The organism is Streptomyces sp. NH27 (assembly GCF_056859195.1).
The window spans coordinates 1-13,691 of record NZ_JACEGK010000178.1 but is presented as its reverse complement, the minus strand read 5'-3'; the positions used below and the strand labels follow the sequence as shown (position 1 = coordinate 13,691).

Here is a 13,691-nt window from a genome sequence, read left to right as displayed (position 1 = left end):
CTCACAACCCGCCCCACCCCGGGCGCCGTCTCCCCGGGCGCCGTCTCCTCGCCGCCACGCCGCCTAACCGTTTTGCCGTTCCCCCGACCCATCCCCTATGCTTCCCGGGTCCCCGAAGTGCGCCGCAAGGCCACCACGGCAGGCCCTCGCCCTCATCGTCTAGTGGCCCAGGACGCCGCCCTTTCAAGGCGGTAGCACGGGTTCGAATCCCGTTGGGGGTACCACCAAATCCTGCACGTTCACGTGCAGTGCAGTGCCGCAGCGGACCGGCCGGCACGGGCCGGTCGTCGTTCTCTCGACCGGCCGGCCGGATTCCGGCGGACGCTGTGATCGCACCCGCCGGGACCCGTGGTGCCCTGGCGCTCAGATGTGGAACTCCTGGGGGAAGCCGGTCCAGCGGAGATCGGCGGGGAGGTGGCCGGTGTCGTTGAAGAGGAGAACCGCCGGCGGACGGTCGGGGGCGTAGCGGATGACGGTCAGGGCCGCGTTGGCGTGGTTGATGCCCAACCACCTCCACTTCGGGGCGTCGAAGGCTGCACGAATGAGCCAGCCGACGAGGAAGTTGTGGGTGATGACCAGCTCGTGCAGCGGCTCGTCGCCGGCGACAGGGCCCGTGAAGTCCGCGAGGGCCGCCGCTGCGAGCCCGGGGCCCTGTTCGCGTTCCTCGGCCGTGAACTGGCCCAGGAACCTGACCCAGTCGTCGGCTGCCTGCGGCGGCAACTCCTCGCGTGCCGGCAGGTAGGGAACGTAGTCGCCGGCCGTTTCGGAGCGCCGCAGGGGAACGCCGTCGAGTTGTTCGCCCACCAGTCGGGCGGTCTGTTCGGCACGGGCGAGCGGGCCGTGGTGGATCGCTGTCAGCGGGGCCCCGCGGAGCCGTTGCCCCAGCAGAGCGGCCTGCCGGCGCCCCGCATCGGTCAGTTCGCTCTCATCCGCCGAAGCCTCGGCGTGCCGGGCGAGGTAGAGATAGCGGGCGGCCGTTCCGGACATGGCGGGTCCTCCACAGAGTCGATCTTGCGGCTCCCCGGAATGACGCCGCCCGGTGCGGGGCCGGTTCCGCGAAGGGCCTTGATCTGCTCAGGTGTTCGGGCCGCCGGACGGGGGGACGAGGCCGTTCTGGTAGGCGGCCGGCGCCTCGGCGGCCCCGACACCGACGGCGCCGGCACCGTACGCCCGCACCGCCCGGCACCGTACGCCCGCGCCGGTGGGACGCGGACCGCCCGCGGCCCGGGTCATCTTGCCCGACCCGGGCCGCGGGCGGTGCCGCGTCGAACCAGGTCAGCCGGTGAGCGGGACCGGGACGAGGGTCGCGCGGAAGTGGCGCAGGATCGGGGACTGGTCCACGATCCGGTACCCGTGCACGCTGTCGGCGATCTTGGTGATCTTCGCCAGGGTCTCGCCTACGTGGTCGTAGTGGCTTCGCGTGTAGACCCGGCGCGGCAGGGCGAGCCGGACCAGCTCGTAGGGCGCGCTCTTCACCGGGTTGCCGTCCTCGTCCTCCTCGCCGAGGTAGAGGGAGCCCAACTCGGCCGAGCGGATGCCCCCTTCCAGGTAGAGCTGGCAGGACAGCGCGTGGCCGGGGTAGTTGTGGGCGGGAATGTGCGGGAACAGCCGCCCCGCGTTGAGGTAGAGAGCGTGCATGCCGGGCGGTTCGAGGATGTCGACGCCTGCGGAGCGCACCCGTTGGGCGAGGTGCGAGGCGATGTCGGCCCGCTCCGCGAGGTAGGCCGGCTCGGTCACCTCGGTGAGCCCCTGGGCGACCATGTCGAGGTCGCGCCCCGCCAGGCCGCCGTAGGTCGCGAAGCCCTCGGTGGCGATGAGCAGCAGCTCGCAACGCTGGGCGAGTTCGGGGTCGTTGAGCCCGATGAACCCGCCGATGTGCACGATGGCGTCCTTCTTCGCGCTCATCACGCAGCCGTCCGCCAGCCGGAACGCCTCCTCGGCGACCTGCCGGGGGGTGCGGTCCTGGTAGCCGGCCTCGTGCCGGGTGACCAGCCAGGCGTTCTCGGCGAACCGGGCCGCGTCCAGGAAGAAGGGCACGCCGTGCGCGCGGCACAGCGCGGACGTCTGCTTGAGGTTCTCCATGGAGACAGGCTGCCCGCCGCCTCCGTTGTTGGTGATGGTGACGACCACCATCGCGACCCGGGAGCCCTCCGGCCCGGCGAGCGTGCGGCGCAGCTCCTCCAGGTCGATGTTGCCCTTGAACGGGTCGGAGCTGTCCAGGTTCCGTGCCTCGGGACACGGCAGGTCCCGCGCCTCGGCGCCGGCCAGCTCGACGTTGGCCCGGGTCGTGTCGAAGTGCGTGTTGGCCAGCACCAGCCGGCCGGGCTCCAACAGCGTGGTGAACAGCACGCGTTCGGCCGCGCGGCCCTGGTGGACCGGCAGGATGTGGGAGTACCCGGTCAGCTCGGTGATGGTGTCGTGGAACCGGTAGTACGAGCGCGAGCCCGAGTAGGACTCATCGCCCGCCATGCCGGCGGCCTGCTGCGCGGCCGACAGCGCGCCGGTTCCGGAGTCGGTCAGCAGGTCGATGGTCACCTCCTCCGCCCGCAGGTCGAACAGGTTGTAGTGCACTCGCTTCAGCGCCTCCTCGCGCTGCTGTCGCGTCGTGACGGGAATGGGTTCCACGACCTTGATCCGGTACGGCTCCATGCAGACCGCTGCTCCTGTCTTTCTGTCGTGCGAAGGTGTGTTGCGGGTGTGTCAGCGCCCGATCCCGTGACCGGCACGGGTGGGGAGCGCTTCGCGGGGCGGTTGTACCTCGTACGCCTCCGAGGAGACGTAGACGGTGACCCGCGGGGCCTGGCCACGCTGGTGCACCAGCGCCACGTAGGCGACGAGCCCCACACCGTCGCTCAACGGGCGGGAGGTCACCGCGGCCAGTGCGCGGTCGAGTGCCGCGCTGTCCATTCCGTAGCGGCGCAGCACCGCCACCGCCCGCTCGCGTGCTTGTCCGTCGTGTTCGACGTAGCCGCGGACGGGCATGTGCAGCGTGAAGCCGCTGGGTCGGCCGGTCGCCGTCTCGGTGAAGGAGTGGCAGGTCAGGGCGCGCCGGGTGAGCGGCCCCTCGCCGTCGTCACCGATGCCGGTGCCGCTACCGATGCCGCTACCGGCGCCATCGTCGTCGGTGCCCGCGATGGCGTGGAAGAAGTCCGTCGTCTGGTCCCGGCCGTCGGCGGGCGCGAGACGGGAGTACGCACCGGCCTGCTCGGCGGAGAGGCTGTCGTGGGTGCAGTACACCTTCACCCGCGGCGCCGCCCACTCGCCGAGGTCGAGCGCGACGAAGGGGAAGTCGTCAGCCGGTGGCAGTGCGTCGAACGCCTGCCGGTGGCCGAGCCTGGCGAGAGCCTCCCGCACCGTCTCCGCGCGCCGGTCCCGGCCGTTGGCGGCCGGGTTGAGGTAGACCTTCACCCCGGGGACGCCGCCGGGCCGCAGCTCCAGCGCGCACCACAGGGCGAATGCCCCGGCGGGCGCGGCGGGGAAGAACAGGTCTTCCAGCCGGTCGAGTTGCTCGGTGGAGAACTTCCAGCGCTCCGCCATCTCGCGGATCACCCGCAGCCCGGTCCGGCCGTTCGCCGCCAAGTCCCCGCTCCCGCAGCCGGGTTCGATCAGTACCCGCAGTCCCGGAGTGGAGCCGGGCAGGAAGGCCAGCGAGTACTCGACCGGCGTGTGGTCGTCGGAGAGCAGGGTCTGCGTGGGCGGCGGCAGCGCCAACGACCGTTCGGCCACGGGGCCGAGGCTGTCGGCGAGGATCTCGACATAGGTCTCCGTGTCCGCGCGGTCGAGCTCCGCCACGTCGCACAGCCGGGCGAGCTGCCCGGTGACGAGACCGCCGAGCTGCGCCGGCTCCAGCCTGGAGAGGCCGGAGCCGGCGAAGTCGCGAATCGATGAACGACTGCCGGTCACCAGTTCCCTCCCGTCGTGGTGGCATATGCCGGAACACGCCCGGGGCGGGCGAAAAGATACCCGCCCCGAGGGGCGGGTTCGACAGGCGGCGCATCGCCCGGCAGGCACATTCGCTCGGGGTGGGAACAAATGTTCGATGATCCGGAGTGGGTGTCCGGCGACCGGGGTATGAATAAAACTGCGGGTCGGAGCGGTACGGGGGGATCGGCGGGAGCAGGCACGGTGACAACTCCTTTGGTCCTGGCCAACGATTTTCGCCCGAGTGACTACCCGCCCCGTTGAATGATCATGTGAGATGCAGGCATATGCGCGATGTGACCTGAATCACGCGCACTTTCCGGCCACTAACGTGGCTGAATCACACCTTCCACCAGGCCAGGAACGAACTCCACAAGCCGCCCTTTTGCGCCTTGCCCTGCGATTGACCCTGATTTCCGGCCATGCCCGCCGGCTTCCCCTGCGCTCCGGCCCGCGGGTCCCGGTCCACCCGTATCGGTTCGAACCGGGCGGGCAGTGCGGCCAGCGCGCGGTTGAAGGGCCCCGGGCGCCAGGTCAGACTGTCCACCGGCACCGCCAGCTCGATGTCCGGGAGCCGGTTGAGCAGGTTCTCGATGGCCGTGATCGTGATGAGCTGGGCCGGGTCCTTGGCCGGGCAGCCGTGCGGGCCGGTGCTCCACGCCAGGTGGGCGCGCTTGCTGAGCAGTTGGCGCGAGCCGGACAGCACCGGGTCGGTGTTGGCCGCCGCGAAGCTGACCAGCACCAGCTCGCCGGCGTCGATCCGGCGCCCGGCGAACTCGATGTCGGCCACCGGGTAGTGGGGCGCGTAGTTGGCCATCGGCGGGTTGTTCCACAGCACTTCGTCGATGGCGTCCTCGACGAGCAGCCCGCCGTCGGAGTACCGGTCGTCGGAGAGGATGAGGCACAGCCCGTTGCCGATGAGATTGCGCAACGGCTCCGCGCCCGAACCCAGCAGCAGGATGAGCTGGTGGACCAGCTCCTCGTCGTTCAGCTTCGCCGGGTGCTGGATGAGCCACGACGTGACGTCGTCGCCCGGCTCCGCCCGCCGCAGCGCGACCAGCTCCGCGACGCTCTGCGCGAGCACCTCGTTGGCCTTCTCGGCGTTGATGCCGTCGAAGATGCCGTTGATACCGAAGAGGAGCCGGTCGCCGATGTCCGCGGGGCAGCCGAACAGCTCGCTGAAGACGAACAGCGGCAGCAGCTTGGCGTAGTCGTTGAGCAGGTCGACCGAACCGCGGCTGTTGAACTGCTCGATGAGGTAACGCGAGACGCGGTCCACGTTCCGCTTCAGCAGGTGGCTGTCCACCCGGGCCATGGTGTCGGTGACCGCCTGGCGCAGCCGCAGGTGGTCCGCGCCGTCGGTGAACATGCAGTTCGGACGGTAGGTGAGCAGCGGCACGACCGGGCTGTTCGGGCTGATCTTCCCGTCGTTGAAGGCACGCCAGCGGCGCGAGTCCTTCCGGAACGTGTCGGGGTCCTGGAGCAGTTGCAGCGCCGCGGAGTAGTCCGTGACGAGCGTGGCCTCCACCCCGGGCGCCAGCTCGACCGGCACGGTGGGGCCGAAGTTGCGCATCCAGTCGTAGTACGAGTCGGGGTCCGCCTGGAACTCGGCCCCGTGCAGCGGCACTCGGCCGTGTGCGGGACAGCCGGGCGGAGGAGAGGGGAAGCCTGAGTCGGTACTCACGTCGTGCTCCTAGCGGTACGCGTCTGGAGATACCGGACCAGGGCGATCAATGCGTCGGCGGATGATTTCTGGTCGCGGGCATCGCAAGTGACGATGGGGGTTTCGGGCAGCAGGTCGAGGGCGTCGCGCAACTCGTCGTCGGAACGCTTCGGCGTGTCGTCGAAGTGGTTGACGGAAATCGCGTAGGGAAGCCCGTATTGTTCGACGAGGTCGATCACGGGGAACGACTCCTTGAGCCGCTCGGGGTCGACCAGGATCAACGCGCCGAGCGCGCCGCGGGTCATGTCCTCCCACACCTGGACGAAGCGTTCCTGCCCGGGTGTTCCGAAGAGATACAGGACGAGTTGCTCGCTCAGCGTGATGCGGCCGAAGTCCATGGCCACCGTGGTCGTGGTCTTCCCCCGCACCCCCTTGAGGTCGTCGACCAGGGCGGCGGCCTGGGTCATCCGTTCTTCGGTGCGCAGCGGCGGGATCTCGGACATGGTGCCGATGAACGTCGTCTTTCCGACCGCGAAGTGCCCCACGACCAGGATCTTGGCCGCGGTCTTCACCGCTCCGTCGAGATAGACGCCATCAGCCGAATCGGGCCTGGAGCCCATTCAGCACCTCCTGAAGGAGCGATACGTCGGCGAGTTGGGCACGAGGCACCGGCGGCCGCACGACAAGGTAGCCCTCCGACGACAGGTCGGAGAGCAGCACCTTGATGATGCCGATCGGAAGCTTCATGTGCCCGGCTATCTCGGCCACCGAGAGCATTCCGCCCGAACACAGGTCCAGGACACTGTGCTTCTCCGGGTCGAGATGGACCGGCCGCGGCTGATCGGACGCGGTGACCAGGGTGATGAGATTGAACTTGTCGTCGGTCGGCAGACCGCGCCCGTTCGTGATGACGTACGGTCGCACTAAATCCGTGGACTGCTGCGTTACGGGCTCATCCGATTCGTTCATACCTGGGTACTCGTGTTTTCGCGAGGCGGCGCGGTCAGGACCTTGCCGAGTTGGCCGACGAGCTGCTGCATCCGGAAGGTGATGGCGGCCATGTCGACGTCGGGAGCGGAGGAGACGGCCAGGTAGGCGCCCGCACCGGCGGAGATGAGGAAGACCCAGCCGCCGTCGAACTCCACCAGGGTCTGACGCCAGGCCATGTCGGGACCACCGCAGAAGCTGCCCATCGTGCGGCTCAGCGACTGGATGCCGCTCATGGCCGCGGCAACGGTGTCGGCCTCGTCCTTCCTGACGTCGTGCGAGCGGGCCATCAGCAGACCGTCGGCGGAGATCAGGATGGCGTGGCGTGCCCCGGGGACCTCCAGGGCACTTTCAAGCATCCATGACAGGTCGTTGTTCACTGCGATTCATGCCCTTCCCTGTTTGCGGAGCGCCCGGACTGTGTGCCGAGCTGGAAGGCGCCCATGATCGAAGCGGCTTCCTCGTTCGTCCGGGTGGGAGGCGCGGCGGGGGCGTCCGCACTCGGCACGATGGAGATCGATCCCTTCCGGCTCCGCCTCGGCAGACCACCGGGGGTGGATGTGGACGGCCGCTCCGCCGGCATGGCAGGCGCGGCAGCCGCCGCCCCGTTGGGAGCAGAGGTGCGGGAGGCCGGCGGCTCTTTCGGCTCGGGCATGTTGGTCAGAAGCTCCTCGGGAAGAAGCACCACCGCACGTACGCCGCCGTAGGGGGAGGAGGAGTCGACGGACACGTTGAAGCCGTAGCGCTGGGCGAGCACGCCGATGACCGCGAACCCGAACTGCGGCGGGTTGCCGAGTCCGGCCACGCCGGCCGGGCCCTGGCCGGACAGCAACTCGTCGGCGCGCGCCTTCTCCTCCTCGTTCATACCGACACCGGCATCGTCGATGATGATGCAGACACCCTTGGGCACGGTGCGGGTGGTGATGTCGATCGGGGTGTCGGGAGCCGAGTAACTGGTCGCGTTGTCCAGCAGTTCGGCGAGGGCCAGCGCCACGGGCTCGACGGCGCGGCCGATCAGGGCGAAGTTGCTCTGTGAACGAATCTCGACCCGCGTGTAGTGCCGGATACGGCCCTTCGCGCTGCGCACCACGTCGTAGACCGACGCGGCGACCCGCTGCCGGCCCAACCACCCGTCGCAGAGCACGGCGATGGACTGGGCACGCCGGCCGAACTGCGAGTTCATGTGGTCGATCTCCAGGAGGTCCTGGAGCACGTGGTGTTCGCCGAACTTGTCCTGGGCCTTGGAGATGGCCACCTGCTGCTCGTTGGCCAGGCCCTGAAGGGTCCGCATGGCCGACTTGAGCGCACTCTTGGTGGCGTCCTCCGCGCGGACCCGTGCCTCCTGCACCGACTCGGAGAAGCCGCCTTCGAGTTCCGCGTAACGGTTCTCCAACTCGGCGTTCTCGGTACGCAGTCTGGCTCGCGCTTTCCGCCCGCGGAGTATGACGGTTGCGGCGAGCGGCGCGCCGGCGATCAGAGCCCAGAGCGCTGGATCCTGTATGTAATGCGTCATGAGACTCTCTTCAAGCGACTAGACGACCACCAGGGACTGAGGGGGGCTGCGTCTCCGCGTCCGGGGGGTACTGATGTGCGATGGTGCCGGTACGGCACTCGCACGGCCCGGGGCGTCACACACGCCCTGCCGGCGGCAGCGCAGACGGGTCGGCACACTTAAGAGCCCCCGTATGCCCGACTGCGGCATGGTGCTCCTCGGTGTGGTGGACCCTCTCGACCCGATCGCCGTCTGTCCTGCACGCTCATTGGCTAGCCTGGCAAGCGGGCCGATCGTACCACCATGATCAGACACTCGGCCTGCAAGTGCCACTGGCACGTGAATTTCTGACGCGACGTCAGTACAATGCGCCCGCAATTCCCGGGAGTACGCCCGCCCGGGTCCTGCGCTTTGCCCGGATGAATGGCGACTGGTGCCGGCCGCGCGAGGGACAACTCACCCCGCACCGCCGCGCGTTTGTGAACATTGTGCGAAGGCCGACCGCCGTTCCGGGGGCCGCCGCGGCCCCGGTTTCGGGTGTCGTCGAACGGCCGTGCAAGGACGGCTATTTGAGGGCTTGGGCCGCCTTGGGCCAGTTGGTGCGCAGCTTGTCGAGGTAGGAACGGGCCTGCGGTCCTGCGGTGGTGCCCTCGGCGAAGGCGCGCATGTTGCCGGTCCCGGTGTTGTAACCGAGCGCGAGCAACTGGTCGGTGGTGTACGAACCGGCGCGGTGGACGGGGAGTTGGGCCGCGAGGTCGTGCAGATACCAGGCGGCGGCCTGGATCGCCAGGTCCGGGTGGTCCGGGAGCTCTTCCCAGCTGCGGTTCGCGAACGGCCGGCCGCGCTTGGTGTCGTCGAACGCGGCGCGGTGCATGTTGGCGATGCCGAACGCGGCGTCGGGCTTCGCCTGCTGCCAGGCGCGTTCGAGAGCGGGGTCGTGCGGCTTGTACGACTCGTTGTAGAGGATGGCCATGAGCAACTGCGCGTGCACACCGGCCTGCTGGGCATAACGGACAACGGGCGCGGCGAACTGCGCGGGGTCGTTCGGGTCCGGTGTCGCGGACGGGGCCGCCCCCGTCGTCGCGGGCGCCGTCGTCACGGGCGGGGTGCTGCTCCGCGCATCGGCGTCGTGGCTGTCGCCGTGCCGGCCGTGACCGACCGCCAGGAAGGCGACGACGAGGCCCGCGGCGGCGAGCCACGGCCAGATACTGCGTCTGCCGGCCACGATCGCCTCCTCACGGGTCGAGCCGCTCCTCTGCGAGGGTAACCCCGGGCCGGGGCCCGGCCGAGACCGGCCGGACCCCGCGACTCAGCAGCTCAGCGGCTCGGCAACTCAGACGTTGACGCCGAAGTCCGCCGCGATTCCGGCCAGCCCGGAGGCGTACCCCTGGCCGATGGCACGGAACTTCCACTCGGGGCCGTGCCGGTACAGCTCGCCGAAGACCATCGCGGTCTCGGTCGAGGCGTCCTCGGTCAGGTCGTAGCGCGCCAGTTCGCGGCCGTCGGCCTGGTTGACGATCCGGATGAAGGCGTTGCGGACCTGGCCGAAGCTCTGGCCGCGCCCCTCGGCCTCGTAGATGGAGACGGGGAAGACGATCTTGTCCACCTGGGGCGCGACGCCCGCGAGGTTGACCTTGATCTGCTCGTCGTCGCCGTCGCCGCCACCGGTGAGGTTGTCGCCGCTGTGCTCGACGGAGCGGTCCGGGCTGGCGAGGTTGTTGAAGAAGACGAAGTGCTGGTCCGACAGCACCTTCCCGGCCGTGTCGCACAGCAGGGCCGAGGCGTCCAGGTCGTAGTCGGCGCCGGTGGTGGTCCGCACGTCCCAGCCCAACCCGACGGTGACCGCGGTCAGTCCGGGCGCCTCCTTGCTCAGTGAGACGTTGCCGCCCTTGGACAGAGTCACGCCCACGAACTACCTCCGGTTGTCCTCGTGGTTATCTGTTCGGCTGCTTGCCGGAACTGACGCAGTACAGCTTGCCATGGTTCCCGGCTTGCGTAAGAGCTTAAGCTTTCCGGTCCGGGCCGGCCGCCCCGGGGGTGACCCCGGTGACGGCGGGCCCGGTGACAGCGGGGCCGGTGACGGCGGGCCCGCCCCGGGATGTCAGCCGTCGACGCCGAGGTAGAGCGGGAGCTCCCGGTCGAACCAGTCCCAGAACGGGTGCCATCCCGGGGTTTCGAGTCCGTCGTTGCAGTCGTGGAGGGCCACCAGGGGGTTGCCGAGATCGTCAAGGGAGTCGAGGTCGAAGGCGGCGGCGCCGTCCTGCCATTCGGTAAAGAGGATGTACCGCTCCGATGGGAAGCCCAGATGCTCCTCCAGGGTGGACGGCTCCCCCTCCTCCCTCTCCTCGTCGTCGAGGTCCTCCTCGGTATATCCCCATGTGTAGCGTGTCAGCTGGTCGAGATCGATATCGCCGTCCAGGTAGCTGAAGGACAGGCGACCGTGGACGCGGGCCAGTTCGCGCAGCGGCGCCGGCAGCGGGCCACCGAAGAGGTCGACGACATCGTGGCTGGAGACGATCCGGGGTTCTCCTCCCCAGCACACCTCCAGATCGATGGCGTCGCTACACATCAACTGCTCGATAGGCGCCTGCCAATCGACCGTGCCGTGGCTGCCTGTCATCGCGTACAGGTAGACGAGGTGGTCACCGGTCGGATGCCCGACCAGGGCCACGGCGAAGACCCGCTCGACCAGACGGTCCACGAAGGCCGGGACATACTCGGCGAGCGGCTCCCAGACGTGCCGGATGGCCTGCTCCACGGTCGCATCCTCGGGAATGCCCCACGGATTGCCCGCGGGGAACCCGATACTGCCCCCGCCGCCGCGCAGCGCGAGCCCACGCAAGGTACGCCGCGACTCCCCGTCGGAGTCCCGAGGGCCGACCCAGGACTCCAGGCGGGCATCCGAGCACAGCAGCGCTGCGATGCCAGCCGCGTCCCGGCCGGCGACCAAGGCCCGGTCCGCTGCTTCTTGCTCGGCGTGCTTCACGAGGGAGTGGTGACCGCCAGCGCGGCAGGACTCGGTATACCTGTACCGGAACTCCTCCGAAGCCGCTTCACCCATGACCATTTCGCGGCCCAGGAGGGCTTCACCGACCACGTTGCGCTGCCTGCGGCCTCGGGAAGCTCGCCGACCATCGTGTCCGTGAGCGTGACCGTCTCCAGCCGCGCCATCCGAGCCAGCGGAGCGGCATCCGTGAGCGGCGCGCCCGCGATCGTCACCTCCCGCAGCGCGGGAAGGCCGGCCAGCGGCGCGAGATCGCGCACCCGCGTGTTCATCAGCGATATCCGGGTCAACCGCGTCAAAGCCGCCAGCGGCGTGAAATCCTCGGCACGCACCCCGCGCAACTCCAGGCACTCCAACCCGGTCAGCGCGGCCAGTGGGGAAAGGTCGAGCACCGGAGCGACAACCGTGAGCTCCCGCAGACCCGTCAACGCGACCAACGGCCCGATGTCGGTGACCCGCGACAACCGCAACTCCAGCGCGGTCAGCTCGGGGATGTCGGCGAGCGAGACGAGATCCGTGGGGGCATCGCTCTCGATCACCAACTTCTCCACCGCGGCCCGCTCGCCCCACCGCTCGAAATGTCCGGCGACCTCATCCGCAACCGAGTACCGCCGCAGACCGGTACGCCCACCGCCACCCTCCCGCGCATAACTGAACCGCGCCGCCTTGCCATCGGCATCACCGTCATCCTGCTGCGAGGAAACCGCGAGACCGGCCACCTTCGTCTGCTCCTGCTGCTGCTCCTGCTGCTCCTGCCGATCGGGCTGATCCTGCTGTGTCACTGCGCTGATCCTTCGCGAGGGTGCCGAAAGCCGTACCGGTCACACCGACCCACAAGGGCGCCACACCACCGGCCGATACGGATAAACCCAAACTCCCACGCCCCACTGACAGTTGACGATTCGAACCCGCCCGCAGCAGCACCACGAACATCATCACCGTCAGTCGTCGGAGTCCTTCCTGCCCGGGGAGGCCGCGTATGCCTGCCCCGGCGTCATCGGGACGCCGTTGATCTGGACGGTCTTGTAGGTGCTGACCTCCGCGCAGGACGTGGACTTGTCCGCGGTCTCGGCGTGCGCGTCGGCCAGCGCGGCCTTGGTGTCGGCGGCGGAGGCCGAGCCGTTGCCGCCGGGGAAGCCGGCGCCGCTGGACCAGTCGGCGCCGATCACCAGCGTGACACCGGCCGCCGTGCCCTGCTTCAGGTGCGAGGACGGCAGCCCGAGCGCCTTGGCCGCGGTCTGCGCCTCGCCCTTCTGCCCGGGACCGTAGGTCAGCGTCGTGGTGGCCGTGGCGTCGGCGTTGCCGCTGCTGGTGGCCGGGTTGAAGCCCTTGCCGATCAGCTCGTCGGCGATGGCGCCCGCCCGGCCGCCGACGGTGGTGCCGTTCCGCACCGTGACCGTGACCTGCGCGGCCGGCACCGTACTGGCGGACGGGCTCGCGGTCGCCGAGGCCGCCGCGGACTTGCCGCCGTCGGCGGTCGTCAGCGCCTGGTCGCCTGCGATGGTGGAGAACAGGGTCTGGGCGCCGGCGCCCACCACGACCCGGTTGGAGTCGTTCGGGTCGGGGGCGGTCTGCATGGTGGTGAAGGTGATCCGCTTGGAAGGCACCTTGTTCACGTCGTCGGCCAGGCCGATGAGCTTGTTGATGCTGCCCAGCCCGGTGTCCACGGTGAGGGCCTTGGTGGCGGCGTTCGCCAGCTTGTAGACGGCCTCGGGGTTGGTCAGGGTGCCCGCGCTCTTGAACTTGCGGATCAGCGAACTGAGGAAGGCGTGCTGGGCGTAGGTGCGCCCGAGGTCGCTGCCGTCCCCGAAGCCGTGCCGGGAGCGCAGGAACTCCAGGGCGCCCACGCCCTTGAGGGTGTGGGTGCCCTTGGAGAGCTTCAGGTGGGAGTACGTGTCGTACACGTCGCCGCTCACGCAGACCGGCACGCCGCCGACCGCGTCGGACATGCTGACCACGCCGGAGAAGTCGACCTGGATGAAGTGGTCGATGGGTATGTTCGTCAGCTTGTGCACGGTGGCCACCTGGCACGCCTGCCCGTACGCCAGCGCGCTGTTGATCATGCCGTGGTAACCGTTCGTCTTCGCGCCGGTCTTGGGGTCGGTGCAGGCCGGCACGTCGGTCTCGGTGTCGCGCGGGATGCTCATGACGGTGGAGTTGGAGCGGTCGGCGGATATGTGCAGCACCATCTCCACGTCCGCGGTGCCCCCGGTCTGCACGCCGGTCTTGGCGCAGCCGCCGCCCAGCTTGCAGTCCTCGGCGGAGGTGCGGCCGTCGCTGCCCATCACCAGGATGTTGATCGGGGTCCGGCCGAAGGCGTCCGCCTTCTCCTTGCCGGCGCTGTTCTTCCCGACGCCGTCGGTCATCGAGACGCTGGTGATGTTGCCGTTCAGGTGCTGGTAGAACCACCAGCCGGCGCCGGCGGTGACCACGACCAGCAGCGACACGGTGATCGCCGCGATCCGCAGGAACCGCCGCCCTCCGCTGCTGCGCTTCGCCCGGCTGCCGCCCCGCCGGCGCGAGGCCCCGCCCCGGCCGTGCGCGGCCGCCGCGCGGGCCGCGGCCCGCCCGCCGGCCGGCGGCGCGTCGTCGGCCGGCCCGCCGGCGGCCGTCCCCCCGGCGCG

Annotated in this window: 13 protein-coding genes and 1 tRNA gene; 1 reads left to right on the top strand and 13 read right to left on the bottom strand. The window is 69.6% G+C overall.

All coding sequences use genetic code 11. From position 1 onward, the window contains the following. The first annotated feature begins 148 nt into the window (after positions 1–148). A tRNA-Glu gene (locus tag AC13HU_RS16660) sits at positions 149–224 on the top strand. 139 nt (positions 225–363) lie between these two features. On the opposite strand, the gene AC13HU_RS16655 is transcribed toward AC13HU_RS16660, so the two are convergent. The 13 genes from AC13HU_RS16655 to AC13HU_RS16595 all read right to left on the bottom strand — a co-directional run. Further along, positions 364–987: a histidine phosphatase family protein gene (locus tag AC13HU_RS16655; RefSeq protein ID WP_483042653.1), complete on the bottom strand. Its 624-nt coding sequence runs from the start codon at positions 985–987 to the stop codon at positions 364–366. Positions 988–1,275: 288 nt separating this feature from the next. Beyond that, entirely contained in the window at positions 1,276–2,649 is a 1,374-nt protein-coding gene (locus AC13HU_RS16650; RefSeq protein ID WP_483042652.1) for a tryptophanase, read from the bottom strand. A gap of 51 nt (positions 2,650–2,700) precedes the next feature. After that, on the bottom strand, positions 2,701–3,903 hold the full coding sequence (locus AC13HU_RS16645) for a tryptophan dimethylallyltransferase family protein (protein ID WP_483042651.1): 1,203 nt from the start codon (positions 3,901–3,903) through the stop codon (positions 2,701–2,703). Positions 3,904–4,261: 358 nt separating this feature from the next. After that, complete coding sequence (locus AC13HU_RS16640) at positions 4,262–5,605, bottom strand: cytochrome P450 (protein WP_483042650.1); 1,344 nt, start codon at positions 5,603–5,605, stop codon at positions 4,262–4,264. Further along, positions 5,602–6,204, bottom strand: a complete 603-nt coding sequence (locus tag AC13HU_RS16635) for a GTP-binding protein (protein ID WP_483042649.1) — start codon at positions 6,202–6,204, stop codon at positions 5,602–5,604. Before AC13HU_RS16635 ends, AC13HU_RS16640 begins: the two co-directional genes overlap by 4 nt. Further along, positions 6,179–6,553: a DUF742 domain-containing protein gene (locus AC13HU_RS16630; RefSeq protein WP_483042648.1), complete on the bottom strand. Its 375-nt coding sequence runs from the start codon at positions 6,551–6,553 to the stop codon at positions 6,179–6,181. The genes AC13HU_RS16635 and AC13HU_RS16630 overlap by 26 nt, the downstream gene beginning before the upstream one ends. Continuing rightward, positions 6,550–6,951 carry a roadblock/LC7 domain-containing protein gene (locus tag AC13HU_RS16625; RefSeq protein WP_483042647.1) on the bottom strand — a complete coding sequence of 134 codons (402 nt, stop codon included), beginning with the start codon at positions 6,949–6,951 and terminating at the stop codon, positions 6,550–6,552. Before AC13HU_RS16625 ends, AC13HU_RS16630 begins: the two co-directional genes overlap by 4 nt. Beyond that, a complete protein-coding gene (locus tag AC13HU_RS16620) occupies positions 6,948–8,084 on the bottom strand; it encodes an ATP-binding protein (protein ID WP_483042646.1) in 1,137 nt (378 codons plus the stop codon). Before AC13HU_RS16620 ends, AC13HU_RS16625 begins: the two co-directional genes overlap by 4 nt. 544 nt (positions 8,085–8,628) lie before the next feature. Continuing rightward, a complete protein-coding gene (locus AC13HU_RS16615; protein WP_483042645.1) occupies positions 8,629–9,288 on the bottom strand; it encodes a transglycosylase SLT domain-containing protein in 660 nt (219 codons plus the stop codon). Positions 9,289–9,396: 108 nt separating this feature from the next. After that, on the bottom strand, positions 9,397–9,972 hold the full coding sequence (locus AC13HU_RS16610; protein ID WP_483042644.1) for a TerD family protein: 576 nt from the start codon (positions 9,970–9,972) through the stop codon (positions 9,397–9,399). 192 nt (positions 9,973–10,164) lie between these two features. Further along, complete coding sequence (locus AC13HU_RS16605) at positions 10,165–11,049, bottom strand: hypothetical protein (RefSeq protein WP_483042643.1); 885 nt, start codon at positions 11,047–11,049, stop codon at positions 10,165–10,167. Next, positions 11,046–11,849, bottom strand: coding sequence for a leucine-rich repeat domain-containing protein (locus AC13HU_RS16600; RefSeq protein ID WP_483042642.1), 804 nt, complete (start codon positions 11,847–11,849; stop codon positions 11,046–11,048). The genes AC13HU_RS16605 and AC13HU_RS16600 overlap by 4 nt, the downstream gene beginning before the upstream one ends. A 159-nt stretch (positions 11,850–12,008) precedes the next feature. Beyond that, positions 12,009–13,691 (bottom strand): LCP family protein (locus AC13HU_RS16595; RefSeq protein ID WP_483042641.1); only part of this gene is annotated, 1,683 nt, incomplete at its 5' end.